This is a genomic window from Paraburkholderia sp. J69-1, assembly GCF_905220255.1.
Lineage (GTDB): Bacteria > Pseudomonadota > Gammaproteobacteria > Burkholderiales > Burkholderiaceae > Paraburkholderia.
The window spans coordinates 70,829-85,575 of the sequence record NZ_CAJMZG010000021.1; the positions used below are offsets into that span (position 1 = coordinate 70,829).

At 59.8% G+C, this 14,747-nt stretch carries 18 protein-coding genes; 13 read left to right on the forward strand and 5 right to left on the reverse strand.

The features are described 5' to 3' along the window. Positions 1 to 6 precede the first annotated feature (6 nt). Entirely contained in the window at positions 7 to 840 is an 834-nt protein-coding gene (locus U5A67_RS30775) for a universal stress protein (RefSeq protein ID WP_321817300.1), read from the reverse strand. A gap of 238 nt (positions 841 to 1,078) precedes the next feature. Here U5A67_RS30775 and U5A67_RS30780 point away from each other — a divergent pair, with 238 nt between their 5' ends. The 8 genes from U5A67_RS30780 (at position 1,079) to U5A67_RS30815 (ending at position 7,479) form a co-directional block, all read left to right on the forward strand. After that, positions 1,079 to 1,729, forward strand: coding sequence for a BON domain-containing protein (locus U5A67_RS30780; RefSeq protein WP_321817389.1), 651 nt, complete (start codon positions 1,079 to 1,081; stop codon positions 1,727 to 1,729). A 20-nt stretch (positions 1,730 to 1,749) separates the two neighbouring features. Then, a complete protein-coding gene (locus U5A67_RS30785; protein ID WP_321817301.1) occupies positions 1,750 to 3,051 on the forward strand; it encodes a divalent metal cation transporter in 1,302 nt (433 codons plus the stop codon). 102 nt (positions 3,052 to 3,153) lie between these two features. After that, positions 3,154 to 3,843 carry a CBS domain-containing protein gene (locus tag U5A67_RS30790; RefSeq protein ID WP_321817302.1) on the forward strand — a complete coding sequence of 230 codons (690 nt, stop codon included), beginning with the start codon at positions 3,154 to 3,156 and terminating at the stop codon, positions 3,841 to 3,843. A 180-nt stretch (positions 3,844 to 4,023) separates the two neighbouring features. Beyond that, positions 4,024 to 4,266, forward strand: a complete 243-nt coding sequence (locus U5A67_RS30795) for a hypothetical protein (RefSeq protein WP_321817303.1) — start codon at positions 4,024 to 4,026, stop codon at positions 4,264 to 4,266. 76 nt (positions 4,267 to 4,342) lie between these two features. Beyond that, a complete protein-coding gene (locus tag U5A67_RS30800; RefSeq protein WP_321817304.1) occupies positions 4,343 to 4,993 on the forward strand; it encodes a BON domain-containing protein in 651 nt (216 codons plus the stop codon). 16 nt (positions 4,994 to 5,009) lie between these two features. Continuing rightward, positions 5,010 to 5,237: a hypothetical protein gene (locus U5A67_RS30805; protein ID WP_321817305.1), complete on the forward strand. Its 228-nt coding sequence runs from the start codon at positions 5,010 to 5,012 to the stop codon at positions 5,235 to 5,237. Between the two features lie 135 nt (positions 5,238 to 5,372). After that, positions 5,373 to 6,257 carry a potassium channel family protein gene (locus U5A67_RS30810; protein ID WP_321817306.1) on the forward strand — a complete coding sequence of 295 codons (885 nt, stop codon included), beginning with the start codon at positions 5,373 to 5,375 and terminating at the stop codon, positions 6,255 to 6,257. 184 nt (positions 6,258 to 6,441) lie between these two features. Next, positions 6,442 to 7,479, forward strand: a complete 1,038-nt coding sequence (locus U5A67_RS30815; RefSeq protein ID WP_321817307.1) for a zinc-dependent alcohol dehydrogenase family protein — start codon at positions 6,442 to 6,444, stop codon at positions 7,477 to 7,479. Positions 7,480 to 7,576: 97 nt separating this feature from the next. Here the strand turns inward: U5A67_RS30815 and U5A67_RS30820 are convergent, their stop codons facing one another. From U5A67_RS30820 to U5A67_RS30830, 3 genes are all read right to left on the reverse strand, one after another. Continuing rightward, entirely contained in the window at positions 7,577 to 7,741 is a 165-nt protein-coding gene (locus U5A67_RS30820; protein ID WP_321817308.1) for a hypothetical protein, read from the reverse strand. Positions 7,742 to 7,910: 169 nt separating this feature from the next. Continuing rightward, entirely contained in the window at positions 7,911 to 8,207 is a 297-nt protein-coding gene (locus tag U5A67_RS30825; RefSeq protein ID WP_321817309.1) for a c-type cytochrome, read from the reverse strand. A gap of 388 nt (positions 8,208 to 8,595) precedes the next feature. Then, positions 8,596 to 9,618: an Acg family FMN-binding oxidoreductase gene (locus tag U5A67_RS30830; protein WP_321817310.1), complete on the reverse strand. Its 1,023-nt coding sequence runs from the start codon at positions 9,616 to 9,618 to the stop codon at positions 8,596 to 8,598. A 288-nt stretch (positions 9,619 to 9,906) separates the two neighbouring features. On the opposite strand from U5A67_RS30830, the gene phbB reads away from it, so the two are divergent. Continuing rightward, positions 9,907 to 10,653, forward strand: coding sequence for an acetoacetyl-CoA reductase (phbB, locus tag U5A67_RS30835; RefSeq protein WP_321817311.1), 747 nt, complete (start codon positions 9,907 to 9,909; stop codon positions 10,651 to 10,653). Between the two features lie 42 nt (positions 10,654 to 10,695). Here the strand turns inward: phbB and U5A67_RS30840 are convergent, their stop codons facing one another. Beyond that, entirely contained in the window at positions 10,696 to 10,920 is a 225-nt protein-coding gene (locus tag U5A67_RS30840) for a hypothetical protein (RefSeq protein WP_321817312.1), read from the reverse strand. Between the two features lie 150 nt (positions 10,921 to 11,070). On the opposite strand from U5A67_RS30840, the gene U5A67_RS30845 reads away from it, so the two are divergent. The 4 genes from U5A67_RS30845 (at position 11,071) to U5A67_RS30860 (ending at position 14,684) form a co-directional block, all read left to right on the forward strand. Next, complete coding sequence (locus U5A67_RS30845; RefSeq protein ID WP_321817313.1) at positions 11,071 to 12,033, forward strand: 1-phosphofructokinase family hexose kinase; 963 nt, start codon at positions 11,071 to 11,073, stop codon at positions 12,031 to 12,033. 58 nt (positions 12,034 to 12,091) lie between these two features. Next, on the forward strand, positions 12,092 to 12,550 hold the full coding sequence (locus tag U5A67_RS30850) for a universal stress protein (protein WP_321817314.1): 459 nt from the start codon (positions 12,092 to 12,094) through the stop codon (positions 12,548 to 12,550). A 661-nt stretch (positions 12,551 to 13,211) separates the two neighbouring features. Continuing rightward, a complete protein-coding gene (locus U5A67_RS30855) occupies positions 13,212 to 13,667 on the forward strand; it encodes a universal stress protein (protein WP_321817315.1) in 456 nt (151 codons plus the stop codon). Positions 13,668 to 13,697: 30 nt separating this feature from the next. Beyond that, positions 13,698 to 14,684 (forward strand): zinc-dependent alcohol dehydrogenase family protein, encoded by a 987-nt coding sequence (locus U5A67_RS30860; RefSeq protein ID WP_321817316.1) that lies wholly within the window; start codon positions 13,698 to 13,700, stop codon positions 14,682 to 14,684. Positions 14,685 to 14,747 lie beyond the last annotated feature (63 nt).

Consider the following 14,747-nt stretch of genomic DNA (forward strand, 5'->3'; position numbering starts at 1 on the left):
ATACGCTCAATGCGACATCAGAACAGGAACAGGCATCGCTCCCATCACCGCGTGCGTGACGCCTCCAAGCAGAATCTCCCTCCACCGGGCGTGACCGTACGCGCCCATCACGAGCAGATCACAGCCCTTGTCTTTCACGCGCGACAGCAAGGCGGCTTCAACGGAAACCGTCGGAGGCGGACGCAAGGCCGCCACTTCAACTGCAATGCCATGACGGGCCAGTACGAGTCCAATGTCGGCACCCGGAATACGGTCGCGTTCCTTGTTCTCGAGTGTGAATGTGACGAGTGAGGTCTGTTGTGCAAGCCGCATGAAGGGCAAGGCATCGTAGAGCGCACGCGTGGCCGACTGGCCTCCATCCCATGCAACGACGATCTGATTTCCCACGCCCGGAAACTTGCCGGTAAATGGCACCCATAGAACTGGCCTGCCCGCCGCTAAGGTGACGTGGGTCTGAAAGCGGTTGCCCAGGGATGCATTCGGATCTTCCGGATCGCTCTGACGCAACACTACCAGGTCGGCTAACCGGGAGCGCGCGATCATTTCCCGCGCCGCGGGTTGCTGAGCCGTGTGCCAGTTTCCAGTGAGCTTTAAGTCTGCGAGCCGCGACAGGAAATAGTGTTCCAGGGCACGTCGTCGATCATCTTCTTCACGAATTTGCCGGTCCCAATATTCGGTTCCGAACGTGAACACGTAGTCCAGCCGGTGTTCGATCAATGCCGGTGCGTATAGGGCGCTCACGTGCGCGCGATGTTGCTGTGCCACTTGCAGCGCGACATCGACGCAAACTCGTGCGCGTTCGCTGTTATCGAGGTGAACAAGAATGCTGCGGTACTCCATGATCGACACTCCCAGCGAAAGAAAGACCCGCGGCGTACTTAGCGATTCACTCTATGCGTCTATGCGGGACTGCAATTGACCTGAATCAATCCGGCGCGAGCCTTTCCCGTTGGGTGACTCGTGGTGGCAAAGCGGGCGAGTGTGATGACGGAGATTGACGTAGATCAGTCGAAAGAAGCAAGGCCATGCCACGCTCGGCACGTAAAACCGGTATCTGTCGGACCTGATGGAGGCAATGATGAAATCCGATCTTCAGATCAAGCAGGACGTTCAAGCAGAACTGGACTGGGAACCTGGCGTGGCAGCATCCACCATCAGCGTAGAGGTGGAGAATGGTGTCGTGACGCTCAAGGGCCATCTCGCGAGTCTGGCCGAGAAGGTTGCCGCCGAACAGGCTGCCCAGCGCGTCGGAGGTGTCCGGGCGCTCACAATTGAACTGGTGGTGCGTCTGCCAGAAGAGGAAATTCGAGGCGACGGTGAAATCGCGAACTTCGCGCACAGCATGTTGCGCTGGACAACAGGCTTGAGCGAGGGCGCGGTGCGCGTGCTGGTCGAGCATGGCCATGTCGTGCTCAAAGGCACGGTCGATTATGCCTGGCAGAGCCGGGCGGCAGCGCGGGCGATCGCCCAGATGCGCGGCGTAACTGGTGTTTCGAACCAGATCGAAGTCAGGCATCTCGCCGAGCCGGAAAAAATCAGCAAAGACATTCTGGACGCCATGCACCGTCATGCAGACCGCGAAGCACGGCACATCCGGGTATCGGTTCGCGAGGGTACGGTGACATTATCGGGAACCGTTCATTCGTATGCGGAGCGCGCCGTGGCGCGCGGTGCGGCGTGGGCCGCGCCGGGTGTAGGCGCAGTGGTCGACGACCTGACTGTAGAGTGAGCCTGCCTGGAGAAGAGCCGATGGATCTTGATGAAGCGCCCCGGACCGGCATCCTGAAGGCATGTCTTGACAGGCTGAAGTCGCATCCACTCGCCAAAGTCGGGCCAGGATTGATCACCGGTGTCGCCGACGATGATCCCAGCGGCATCGCCACGTATTCTCAGGCCGGCGCGCAGTACGGACTTGCGCTGTTGTGGACGATGCCGCTGGCGTTTCCGCTGATGGCTGCCATCCAGTCAATGTGCGCCGATCTCGGTCGTGTCACGGGCAGGGGGCTGGCTGCCAATATCAAGGCCGCATTTCCGCCGTTCGTACTCTATGGCGTGGTGGCGCTCCTGCTCATCGCCAATACGTTGAATATTGCCGCAGACGTTGCGGCGATGGGTGAGGTCGCGGAGCTCGTAACCGGCCTTGACCGCCATGCGATGACGGCTTGCTTCGTGTTCGCCACGCTTCTGATTCAAGTTTTCGTCCCTTATCACCGATATGTCCACTTCCTTAAGTGGCTTACGCTTTCGCTGCTCGCTTACGCCGCGGTGCTGTTTACCGTACACGTACCGTGGCGCCAGGTCGCTCTGCGTACGTTCTGGCCGATCTTGACACCCGATTCGTCCTCGGCAGCGGTTATCGTGGGTGTGTTCGGTACGACCATCAGCCCTTATCTGTTCTTCTGGCAGGCCGCAGAAGAAATCGAGGATATGGAGAACGCGCGCGAAGGCGCGCCGCTCGTGCGCGATCCCGGTGCCGCGCCGACCGAATTGCGACGCATTCGTTGGGACACATGGAGCGGCATGTTCTACTCCGATCTCGCGGCCTGGTTCATCATGCTCGCGACCGCCGTGACCTTGCATGTCGCCGGCGTGACGAGGATCGATACGGCAGCGCAGGCCGCAAGCGCGTTGCGCCCGCTTGCCGGGGACTTCGCCTATGCGCTGTTTGCGGCTGGCATATTCGGTGTCGGCATGATCGGGGTGCCTGTACTGGCTGGCTCCGGAGCCTATGCGCTGTCTGAGGCGCTGGACTGGAAGGAAGGTCTGGAGCGCCGGGTAGCGGATGCCCGCGGCTTCTACGCAATCATCGCGGTAAGCGTAATGCTCGGGCTCGTATTGCAGTATTCGCCGGTCAGTCCCATGCGAGCCCTGTTCATCAGTGCGGTAATCAACGGCGTCGTCGCTGTGCCGCTCATGGTGGTAATCATCCTGCTGGTGTCGAAACCGTCCGTGATGGGCAATTTTACGGCGGGATGGCGGGTCCGGGCACTGGGCTGGCTGGGCAGTGCGGTGATGGGGGTTGCCGCCATTGCGATGCTGGCCGCACATTGACGATGCTCCTGCGCGAGTCGGTTGATTGAGGTCAATTGCAAAAAGCAGGCTGATCGCTACATTGGGAGCGTAACGAACCCACTCGACCCTCGGAGAATGCTCATGCAAGCCTCGGACATCATGACAACGGAAGTCGTTTCGGTGCCTATTTCGGCGAGCGTTTTTGACGCGGCCAATCTGATGACCACACATCACATCAGCGGTCTGCCTGTGATTGGAGAGGATGGAAAAATCGCCGGCATGGTGAGCGAGGGTGACCTCCTGCACCGTGTTGAAACGGGCACAGGCAAGCCGCAACGTTCGTGGCTTGCAGAGTTTCTCCATTCGACGCGCCGACTGGCGACGGAGTATCTGAAGGAGCACGCGCTGAAAATCAGTGACGTCATGACTGAGAACGTCGTCAGTGTCCTGCCGGCGACGCCGCTTGCGGAAGTGGCAGATCTCCTGCAACAACATCACATCAAGCGGGTGCCTGTCGTTGTCGACGGCAAGGTACTCGGGATCGTGAGCCGCTCCAATCTTGTGCAGGCCCTTGCGCATGCTGCGCACGGCCCTTCAGACGCGATCGCTTCAGATGAGGCGCTGCGCCAGCACGTGCTACAAGTGCTCGATGGTCATCGCTGGGCGATGGCTGCAGAAAATGTGGTGGTTAAGGATGGTGTAGTCCACCTCTGGGGGACGGTAACGTCGGAGGAAGAGCGCAGGGCAATCTGCGTTAGCGCTGAACGCGTGATGGGCGTCAAGGGTGTTGAAGACCATTTGGGCTATCCCACCTATTTCACGCCGATGTAACGGCCAGTAGCATCAGGGCAGTGGCTGTGCCCGTATGCTGCGCGGGCGCAAGCAAGAGCGGAATCGATGTGGCGCTTCATCCCGGTCAAATCTGAGGCAGACCGGGTTATTGGGCCGTGCTCGCATTCCGCATTTTTGACCGGGCTACCTGATGACCAACGAACCGAGAGGAATCGCTGGATGCGCTCTTATCTTGAGCTTGAACGTGACCTGTCGCATATCAAGGCGGCAATCTCCATGCTGGAGCAGACAAGGGCTTATCTGTCCATGTGGGGACCAGTCGCTGATCCAGCGTATTGGCAGGCGAGAATCAGGCAACTTATATCTGAATGGCGGTGTGACCTGATTCTGGAGCGCGAGGCGGTCGATTTGCTGGGTCGTCTCGAAAGATTCGCGACGCTTCCCTCGTCAGGCAAGCCGTGACGGGAAATTCGTGCGCGGGCACTTTGCCTCCGTACCGGTGGCGTGACGATAATGTCTCAATCAGGAGTGGACTTCCATGAAATCCGACCTCGAACTGAAACGTGACATCGAAGCCGAACTGGCCAGCGATCGGTCAATCCAGCCCGCTGCAGTCGGGGTAGAGGTGTCGAACGGCGTCGTTACGTTGTCGGGCCATCCTGCAAGCTACGCGGCAAAGCTGGCCATCCAGCGAGCAGCGGAGCGCGTGGCCGGCGTGCGCGGCATTGTCCTCGAGCTGGAGGTGCACATCCATCGGGATGAAGCGCGCAGCGACGAAGATATTGCGAATACGGTGCGCGCCATCCTTGAATGGACGGTTGGCGTCAACAATCAGAATATCCAGGTTGAAGTGGAAAAAGGCCACGTGACCTTGCTTGGCGAGTGTGACTTGGGATATCAGAGTCATGCTGCTGAGCAGGCGATCGGTCATTTGCTTGGCGTGACGGCAGTGAGCAATAACATCCGCATTCGCGGCGCGACTTCCGCTGAAGACATCGCGCGCGCAATTCGTGCCGCGATAGAGCGACACAGCGAACGGGAAGCGAGGCACGTCGAGATCAGTATCACCAGCGGCACGGTTACGCTAACCGGCAACGTTGCCTCCAACGCAGAACGCCAGCTCGTACACGGCGCCGCCAGGTCGACGCAGGGTGTTCATACAATCGTGAATCTCCTGAGAGTCATCTGACGCCGCGAGACGCTTCATGTCCCGCTTCTTTTGTCGTTTCGAACGGTTGGCGTTCGGTATCGTCACCGCTTCGGCGATCATTTGTGCTGGTGTACTAATCATCCATCGCTACGGAGATTTACTATCCCCTGAAAGTCAAGCCCGGCATGCCGTGCCGGGCTTTCCATTTGGACTGGTGTGTGGCGCGGCGAACCGGCCTGATTCATGCAATTATCTGATAGCCAGACGCAAAGCGGGCAAATGAACGGCATTGTGCGTGGGTGTCTTGTCACGATAGTGGCGGAATGCATCGAGAGCAGTCTTGCCCGGCGGGCTGACGGGGAGACACAGGACAGGGTTGCTGTCCCCCCGTTCGTAGCCCGGCAAGTTTCGCTCAACGATGAACACGCAAATGAATAGTGGCGCCCACGCAACGACAACGAAAGCTGGCCATTCTTCGGACAGGAGAAGCGTCTCGCATGTACTGTCATTTACGTATTGGGCGTTCCTCACGGGTTGCCTGATCGCTATTCCCGCGTTCTATATCGAACTGCTCGCGACATCGCAGTCCACGCTGCTTTTCGCCCGCTCGCTCTACGCCGTGATGGCCACGGCCTGCTCAGCAGCGCTTGTCAAATTGGCAAGGGCAGGTCTCGCACACGAACTGCTACACGGCCGTTATGGGTTTGACCTCGCCATCGCTTGCGGGGCCTTACTCAGCATGATCGGTGGCGCGACGCCCTGGTCATCTTTCGAATGGATATTCAGGCTCGCGTTCATGGCAATGGTTGCGCTGCGTATTGCGATTGCCTTGCGCATCTACGTCGAACCGAACCGGCTCGCGTGGTTGCCGGTAGCTGGTACGGTTGTTCTTCTGCTCGGCGGCGCGGGCTTTTACGCGTTGGAACCCCGCGTGCACAGTTATGCCGAAGGTCTGTGGCTCGCATTCGAGAGCAGCGCCACGGTAGGGTATGGTGATATCGCGCCCACGTCGCCGGCGTCACGCATCTTCGCCGTTTTCGTCGTATTGCTTGGCTACGGTATGTTTTCGCTGGTCTTTGCCGGACTTGCAGCATGGCTCATTGGCAAGGAGGAGCGGCTGCTCAGGCAAGAGATGCATCGGGATATCAAGACACTCCATGAGGACATCCGGGCACTGCGCAGGGAATTCAGGAGCCTGCGCGCAGCCGTCACCGCGAAGCCAGGCAATACATTTTCTCGCGATGGCGCCGAAGTCGCGCCAAACGCGTGCGCGAGGCAAAAGGGGATTGAGCGAGCCGACTGATCTGGGCGAAGGAGCGCTTCCAGCACAGACTCCCATGGCAGGTTTCTTCGAATATCCCGGTGCTTGACCGAGATCAATTTGGCAGATCCATCGACGATCATCATTAGTCAGGCGCCGCGCTTGTGACGCACGCGCGGGCGGCTGCAATCGCGGCGGCTGGGTTCCAGAATTCCGTGGAGGGAACATGAAAGCACTGGTCTACAACGGTCCGGGGAAGTTCGCGCTTCAAGAGCACCCGGTTCCTGCCCTGCAGGAACCGGGTGACGCGATCGTCAAGATGTCGAAGACGACGATATGCGGAACCGATCTGCATATCCTCAAAGGCGATGTGCCGAGCTGCGAACCGGGTCGCATTCTTGGGCACGAAGGTGTTGGCGTCGTGCACGAAATCGGCAACGGCGTATCGACGCTGAAGGTGGGCGATCACGTGCTTGTGTCGTGCATTTCGAGTTGCGGCCAGTGTGAATACTGCCGCCGTGGCATGTACTCGCACTGCAAAACGGGCGGCTGGATCCTCGGCAATCGCATCGACGGAACGCAGGCGGAATATGTGCGCACACCGCACGCACAGACGAGCCTATACCGGATACCCTCAGGTGTAGATGAGGCGGCGCTCGTCATGCTGTCGGACATCCTGCCCACGGGTTTCGAATGCGGCGTACTCAACGGGAAGGTAGAACCGGGCAGCGCGGTTGCCATTGTCGGCGCAGGTCCGATCGGACTGGCCGCGTTGCTGACTGCTCAATTCTATTCGCCGTCGCAGATCATCATGATCGACATGGATCCCAATCGACTGGCGTGCGCGAAGCGATTTGGAGCTACAGACTGCATCGATCCGCGTGCGGGCGACGTGGCGGCTGCCGTGATGAAACTCACGGCCGGTGTGGGCGTGGACTGCGCGATCGAGGCCGTTGGCGTGCCAGCGACGTTCGAGCTTTGCGAGCAACTTGTGGCTCCCGGCGGGGTCGTTGCTAACGTGGGGGTGCACGGCGTACCCGCATCTATTTTTCTCGACAAACTCTGGGATCGTAACGTCACGATCACCACGAGGCTCGTCGATACGGTCAGCACGCCGATGCTGCTCAAGACGGTGTGCGCCGGACGCATCGATCCAGGGCGGCTGATTACCCATCGATTTGCATTCGAAGACGCGGCAAAGGCCTACGAGACTTTCTCTCGCGCTGCCGATACGCATGCGCTGAAAGTGATTATCGAGATGTGATGCGCGAGTTGGTGTTCGCGCGCACAGCCAGGAGATTGGTACTGTGACACTCAATGGACATATTGACGCTACGGGCTGGAGCGTTGATGCCCGTACGTCACCCGCACCCGAAGGCGGTTTTTCGTGCGAAATCGTCGTTGCTCATGAGGCGGCTCAGCAGCGGGCCACACATACATTCGTCCATCATCTTACTTTCAAAACCGAGCACGAGGCCTTGCTGGAAGGGCTGCGTGAAGGCATGGTGTGGGTCGATCTGAGACATCGGCATGCGTTCGAAACCTAGCAGGAGATAAGTCGGCACGTTAAGCAAGACCGCTGGCGTGCCGGCATCGATCCGCAGTGTAGGGCAGACGCAGGGAGGCAGCCGCTGGAGCACGCACGATAGCCGCGCGTGACGGTCGCGGCTGGCACGCCGGTGAAGCATGCTGCGACTACTGGCTCAATACCCAGCGAATCAGCGTATGTGCATCTTCGGCGGAAAGCGGGCCACCGCGATCCGCCGGTAGCGGCATGGCCATATCTCCCCAGTGCGCTTTGCCGCCGTGCCGAAGCTTGTCCTCAAGCATTAGCCGCGCGTCGGGCTTGTCGCGGTAGCGTTGCGCGATCTGGTGAAACGACGGCGCAAGAAAAGGCGCGTCTGATGTGTGGCAAAACATGCAGTGCTGCTGATCGACGAGTTCGGTCGGTTCGGGAAGCTGTGCGTGCGCGGTGCTTCCATGAAACGCCATCGCGCATGTCGCGATGGCGTGAATGAGGATCAAGGTGGAACGTGACGGCAATGGCAGCGTTGCCGGAGCAGTTGCGACTGTAAGCGAGGTGGGTGACATTGATCATCTCCCTGGGGATGGGTAGCGAAACTAGCGCGACGAGTCGTCAGTTCATGGTGTCAGGCATGGGTTCAGCGCCATTGATATGTGTCAAATGGGCATGGCCCGAATGCCGCGGGTTTGTAAAAAAAGACGGCGCCGTAAATCCACGCATACCTCAGGGCCGAGGTACACCGTACCAACACCTTATAAGCAGCGGCAACGTCGCTGCCATGAAGCTAATTCGTCTGGTGCCACAGCTCTCGCCGGAATGAGGCGTAGAAGCCTTGGCCGTCGGTTTTCCCACGCTTTACTTCACGACTTCGTTTAACGGGCGGCGTGGCGATGCGGCATCAGGCGTACCGTAACCAATGCGCAGCAGGATTTGTGGAAAGGCGGACTTCGGCAAGTCGAGCAGTGCGTTCAACTGCGTGCGCAGTTCAGTCGCTTCAATCGGCTGGTTCAGATAAGAAGCGCACAGTCCATGCGAGGTGAGGATCAGTAGCACGCGTTGCAGAGCCTCGCCGGCTGCGAGCCATGCGTGTGCGTCGTCTATGCCTGTCGCAATGCAGAGCAAAAAAGGGGATCCGGCCGCCAGGCTGCGATGGGTCGCAGCGACGCCGTTGCCAACATCGAACGTGCGGATCGCCGAAGCGACCAGCGGTGTGGCGAAGTCGAGCATGGAACCCAGGCCAGCAGCATACGCAGGCATGCCGTCGCCAGTGCGACGCGGATGGATCCAGTTCGCCAATTCGCGTCTAAAACCTGGGCTGGCGAACTGGCGTTTGTCGCCTTCGGCGACGAGGTCTGCGAGTGCCTCGCGCGTTTTCGCCTCGCTCGCGCAGGCAACGTCGACGCCTTCTGCGAGCGCCGCTTCGATCAGCGCGTTCTCCACCTCTTTGGGGACAGGCTGCGCAGAATACGGATGGCGTGTAGTGACACGAAGCGCGATCGCGCTGGCAAGCGGAGCTAGTTCAGCACCGACGGTTCGATCCCTTATCAAACGCACGTCGGCAAGCAGATCTGGATCGAGGCTCGAAGGAAAAAGGGTGATCGCATAGCCGATGCCGAGGCTCGCGAGAGCCACGCGTATATTGAAAAGCGCAGATCCACAACTGATGGTCAACTCGCGATCGAACGGGTCCACGACTGGCAGCGCACGCAGTCTGTCGGCGCACAGCAGGATCCGCTCGTGATCGGTCACGAAGCGCCACGGCTGGCTGTTGTGGTTCGACGGGGCGAGTGTTGCCTGATGCAAGACGTAACGCAGACAGTCGTCGCCGAGCGTGCTGGGTACACGGTCGGTTGCGCACGCTTGCGTAGTATCGAGCATGATGTCTGGAACCTGTGTGATGACGCGGGGCGCACGACTTGAATTCGCTGTGAAATAGAGGCGCCCTGAATCGTCAATCGGAAAGCGCCTTCTGCGTGCGAATCAGTGTAGGGGCGATTGCCCCACCAGATTTGATCTACGTCAATTCGATTCGGCACACACACGCGGATTGATGCGCACGATATCAGTTGATGCACATCAAGCGCTGGAGAGGAACGGTTCTTATAGTGAACCGATATCTCGCTCGAGCCGACGCGCGGCCGGGCTACCGTCCGAAAGGAGCATGCGATGCGAAAGGAACGGATTGCTTTTATTAGCGGCGGTATGGGAGGGCTCGGGGAGGCCATCAGCCGCAGGCTATACGACGCGGGTTTCATCGTTGTCGTGTCGCATTCGCAGCAAAACGATCATGTCGCGACATGGCTGCATCACGAACGGGAAGCGGGGCGCACGTTCCATGCATTCGAACTGGATGTATCGAGCTACGACTCATGCATCGCGTGTGCGCGCAAGGTCGTGGCGCAGTTCGATGGCGTCGATGTCCTCATCAATAACGCTGGCATCACACGCGACGCGAGTTTTTTGAAGCTAACGAAGCCTGACTGGGACACGGTGCTGCGTACGAATCTAGACAGTCTTTTCAATCTTACGAAGCCATTTCTACCGGGGATGGTTGAGCGGGGCTTTGGCCGAATCGTCAATATTGGTTCCGTGAATGGATCGCGTGGCGCGTTCGGACAGACGAACTACGCTGCGGCAAAAGCGGGGATGCACGGTTTCACGATGTCGCTCGCACTTGAGGTCGCGAAATGCGGTGTGACAGTCAATACCGTCTCGCCTGGTTACCTCGCGACCGCAATGGTAGCCGCCGTGCCACCGGACATCATGAATACGCGCATCCTGCCTCAGATTCCGGTAGGGCGCCTTGGCCGGCCGGAAGAAGTCGCTTCACTGATTGCCTACCTCTGTTCAGACGACGGAGCGTCCGTGACGGGGGCCAATTTTCCTGTCAACGGCGGCATGCATATGCAATAGCCGTCTGTGCGACGGTATGAACGACGCGTATCACTCAATGGCTCAACGCGCACACGATATCTCAAGAGCGTCGCGCAGTGCAGCGGCGAAGCGCTGGAATGCCAGCAGTGACCCTGCGACACTCTGGTACTTTTCGCGCCCGATCTGGCCGTCCAGCGTGACGAGCATGACGGCGTTGCGGGCAAGCGCCAGCAGGGTTTCGGGATCGTCCGCGGCAATGGCGGGTAGCGCGGCAGCGTTCATCTGATGCATCTGCACGGAGGACATGTCAACACTCCTTTAGGAGAACGGCTTAGACCGGGTGGGGCGACGATTCCAGTATGGGACGCGTCAGCGTGCCTTCCAATGAGCCGTGGCTGAAACTGGAGTAAGGCCAATTCATGGCGTGTAGGGGAATGCCTACACAAAGGAGGCAAGGTGACCGGGATCGTGACGCTCACATTGAACCCTGCCGTTGACGTCTGGACGGCGGTAGATCGGATTGTCGATACCCATAAGCTGCGCTGCGAGCCGGCGCGTTGCTATCCCGGAGGCGGGGGCATCAACGTGGCGCGCGTGGTGACGCGCCTCGACGGTGCGCAGGCGCGTTGCCTCGCGCTCTACCTTGCCGGTGGCGCTGCGGGCGCAAGGCTTGAGCAGATGCTATCGAACGAACGCATTCAGAGCCGGCGCTTGCGCATCGCAGGCGAAACGCGCGAGGACTTCTCGGTAACTGAGCGTGCGACCGGCCGCGAATTCCGCTTTGTTTTGCCGGGCCCACATGTCAGCGAAGAGGAATGGCAGGCCGCCCTCATGGTGCTTGATGCGCTCGAAGCCGCGCACGGATCGTCTGGCTCGGCAAGCTATTTGGTGATGAGCGGCAGTCTGCCACCAGGATTGCCGCCAGGGGCCTATGCCGAGCTGGCCCGCAGCGCGAGGCAGCGAGGCTTGCGCGTGGTGCTGGACAGCTCGGGGCCGGGACTCTCCCTCGCGCTTGATGCAGGCGTCTATCTGGTGAAACCGAGTCTTGCCGAGTTGGCGAGCCTGATCGGGAGTCCATTGCCCACCGAATCCGACTGGTTGAAGGCCGCCCGGCAGATCGTTCACGACGGCCGGGCGCAGATTGTTGCTTTGACCCTGGGGGACCGCGGCGCGTTGCTCGTTTCGTCTGATGAGACGATCCGTCTTCAGGCGCTTCAGGTGCCGGTAGCCGGTGCGACGGGTGCGGGCGACAGCTTTCTTGCGGGCTTGGTGGTCGCGTTGCGGCGCGGCGATTCGCTCCTGGATGCAGCGCGTCTTGCGCAGGCCGCTGCCTCCGCAACGTTGTTGTCGAGTGGCACGGCGCTATGCGACCCCGACGAAGTGGCGCGCTTATTAGCCCTCACGCAGTGCGCTAGTTGACGCGACGATGGCGGTACAGAACCTGATGTGCGGGGCCAAGTCCCGCGAGGAGTCCAATATGTACGGGAAGATCGAATTGGCGTATGACGGCAGCGAAACGTCGAAGCTGGCTTTGGCCGAAGCGTTGAAAATCGCGCGCCTGTGTGGGGCGCACCTGCAGATCGTGCACGTGCTCGATGTCGTGTCTCTGATGAGCATAGGCACGGGACTGACTTATGTGCCGGCGGAGATGATCGACGCGTATCGAGTGGACGCCCTGAAGATGCTTGAGACGGCCAGCAGCGAAGCGAAGGCAGCAGGCGTGCCCTGCGAGACAAGACTGCTTGAAGTGCAGAACATGAGCGACGGCGTGGCGCAAAGTCTGGAACGCGACGCTTCGAACTATGGCGCGCAACTCGTCGTGCTGGGCACGCACGGCCGGCGTGGAGTCAAACGCGCTTTGCTCGGCAGCGTCGCCGAGCAGTTCGTGCGCATCGCTCAATGCCCGGTGTTGCTCGTACGCGATGTGACGCGGTGACGAGTGCCGCCAAGGCCAGGACACCGGTGAGTGAGCTTTCGGTGTCCTTTCACATCGTCGCATCGGCTGCGGCCTCTGTGAGCCACGGTACATCGGCCGCCAGGGCCGCGCAATAGAACTCCCATCCGGCGTCATAATCGTCGAAAGCCATTGCCTGACCGGGGAAGCCAGCGCACTGCGAACGAGTCTGTCTTCGAGCAGGAGCGCCGGCCAGTGACAAAATGCATGCAGTGCGCGCTGTTCGAGTTCGCGCAGCGACATCGTCTGGGCGACATGGTCGAGTAGTGCCGTCTGTGCGAGCGACTGATACTTGCGGATCAGTTCCCCGACAAGCTGCACTTCATACTTATGTTCCTTCACGTTGGTCAGCATTTCCAGGACGCTTCCGAGATGCTGCAGCAGCGCCCGGCGCTCAAAGGCAATCGTTCATGATCGATTACTCCACTGCAATCTCATTTTGCCCGACGGAAGTGCTCGCTCCCGTGCTGGCGCGCGGTTCGTGATCTCGGGCTGTCGGTCACCAGTTTTGGGGGCGCGCAGAGCAGCCTGCTAAAACGGGATCCGTTTGGCGGCCAGTTGACCAAGGTCAGTTGCGTTCAGGACAGCACCTGTATTGTGGGCGTGCGCGTCATGTTGCGCCGTGCACTGTGGAGGCTAGGCGATGATATCGTCTGTTTATCAAAGCATTTTGCTGGCGGTCGACGGCGCGGGATCGGCGCGCTGCGCCGCACAGGAAGCCATCGCACTGGCAGCGCTCGCGCACGCACACGTGCATGCTGTGTATGTCGTGCAGAAATGGGGCGTTGCTCCCTATTCAGGCTATTACGACCCGGATGCGCTCGGCCGTGTGCTTTACGGGGATGGCCATCTGGCGCTGGAAGGCGTAAGGCGTGCGGCAATCGAACAGGACGTTTCGGTTTCTGTCGAGATCGGCGAGACGCTTGGGAAATCCGACTCAATCGCTCGTTGCCTGAAGCGTTGCGCGCAAATGCGAGAATCTGATCTGGCTGTCATGGGAACCCATGGCAAGCACGGGGTGAGCAGGGCGGTTCTGGGAAGTGTTGCCGAGGAGTTTCTTCGCATTTCGCCGTGTCCAGTTTTGATTGTGCGTTGCTAAACCTCGTGACGCTGCGCCTGGGAGTGAATCATGAGAGCGATGGTCTTTGATGGCGAGAGTCCTGTCCTTTGTGAAACCCAGTTGCCGGATCCCTCGCCACGCGAGGGGCAACTATTGATCGACGTGGCTGCGTGCGGTGTATGCCGCACCGATCTTCATGTCATCGAAGCAGACCTGGAGAGCCCGAAGCGACCTTTGATTCCCGGCCACGAAATCGTCGGTCGGGTCGCAGCACTCGGACGTGGCGCAACGGGTTTCGCTATTGGCGATTGCGTGGGCGTACCGTGGCTCGGCCATACATGCGGTCATTGTCGGTTCTGTGTTCATGGTCGAGAAAACCTTTGCGACGCGCCAGGGTTCACTGGATATACGATTGACGGCGGCTACGCGACACGTACTGTCGCGGATGCGCGTTATTGCCTTCACTTGCCGCGTCAATACAGCCATGCTGAGGGCGCGCCATTGTTGTGTGCCGGGCTGATTGGCTTTCGTTCGCTCGTGATGGCGGGTGACGCTGAGCGTATCGGCATTTACGGTTTCGGTGCCGCAGGCCACATCGTGGCACAGGTAGCGCTGCATCAGGGTCGGGATGTCTATGCTTTCACGAGTCCCGGCGACGTCGCGGCGCAGGAATTCGCACGTCGGCTCGGCGTAGTCTGGGCAGGCGGCAGCGATCAACGCGCGCCCGTCGAACTCGATGCCGCGCTGCTATTTGCCCCGGTCGGTGACCTTGTGCCAGTAGCATTGCGGGCGCTCGCAAAAGGCGGAACGGTAGTCTGCGGGGGTATTCATATGAGCGACATTCCGTCGTTCCCTTATGCGTGGCTATGGGGGGAGCGACGCATCGTATCCGTCGCCAACCTCACACGCGAAGATGGCACTCGATTCATGAACATCGCCGGAAAACACAAGCTCTTGATACAGGTAACGGAATACCCGCTCTCCAGCGCCAATCAGGCGCTTGCTGATCTGCGAGAAGGCAGGCTGACCGGCGCGGCGGTACTGACGATGGATTGAGCGTACTGTGTTTAGCATTTGAATGCTTGTCTTGTGTGTGTCTTGCGCATGTGGCCGGAAGTC

Excerpts from the sequence above, each read along its gene's own strand:
- U5A67_RS30810 (WP_321817306.1), top strand. The coding sequence starts at position 5,373 with ATGAACACGCAAATGAATAGTGGCGCCCACGCAACGACAACGAAAGCT.
- U5A67_RS30795 (WP_321817303.1), top strand. The coding sequence starts at position 4,024 with ATGCGCTCTTATCTTGAGCTTGAACGTGACCTGTCGCATATCAAGGCG.
- U5A67_RS30815 (WP_321817307.1), top strand. The coding sequence starts at position 6,442 with ATGAAAGCACTGGTCTACAACGGTCCGGGGAAGTTCGCGCTTCAAGAG.
- phbB (WP_321817311.1), top strand. The coding sequence starts at position 9,907 with ATGCGAAAGGAACGGATTGCTTTTATTAGCGGCGGTATGGGAGGGCTC.
- U5A67_RS30855 (WP_321817315.1), top strand. The coding sequence starts at position 13,212 with ATGATATCGTCTGTTTATCAAAGCATTTTGCTGGCGGTCGACGGCGCG.
- U5A67_RS30785 (WP_321817301.1), top strand. The coding sequence starts at position 1,750 with ATGGATCTTGATGAAGCGCCCCGGACCGGCATCCTGAAGGCATGTCTT.
- U5A67_RS30790 (WP_321817302.1), top strand. The coding sequence starts at position 3,154 with ATGCAAGCCTCGGACATCATGACAACGGAAGTCGTTTCGGTGCCTATT.
- U5A67_RS30850 (WP_321817314.1), top strand. The coding sequence starts at position 12,092 with ATGTACGGGAAGATCGAATTGGCGTATGACGGCAGCGAAACGTCGAAG.
- U5A67_RS30800 (WP_321817304.1), top strand. The coding sequence starts at position 4,343 with ATGAAATCCGACCTCGAACTGAAACGTGACATCGAAGCCGAACTGGCC.
- U5A67_RS30840 (WP_321817312.1), bottom strand. The coding sequence starts at position 10,920 with ATGTCCTCCGTGCAGATGCATCAGATGAACGCTGCCGCGCTACCCGCC.
- U5A67_RS30820 (WP_321817308.1), bottom strand. The coding sequence starts at position 7,741 with ATGTCTCAGATCGACCCACACCATGCCTTCACGCAGCCCTTCCAGCAA.
- U5A67_RS30780 (WP_321817389.1), top strand. The coding sequence starts at position 1,079 with ATGAAATCCGATCTTCAGATCAAGCAGGACGTTCAAGCAGAACTGGAC.
- U5A67_RS30860 (WP_321817316.1), top strand. The coding sequence starts at position 13,698 with ATGAGAGCGATGGTCTTTGATGGCGAGAGTCCTGTCCTTTGTGAAACC.
- U5A67_RS30830 (WP_321817310.1), bottom strand. The coding sequence starts at position 9,618 with ATGCTCGATACTACGCAAGCGTGCGCAACCGACCGTGTACCCAGCACG.
- U5A67_RS30805 (WP_321817305.1), top strand. The coding sequence starts at position 5,010 with ATGTCCCGCTTCTTTTGTCGTTTCGAACGGTTGGCGTTCGGTATCGTC.
- U5A67_RS30775 (WP_321817300.1), bottom strand. The coding sequence starts at position 840 with ATGGAGTACCGCAGCATTCTTGTTCACCTCGATAACAGCGAACGCGCA.
- U5A67_RS30825 (WP_321817309.1), bottom strand. The coding sequence starts at position 8,207 with ATGGCGTTTCATGGAAGCACCGCGCACGCACAGCTTCCCGAACCGACC.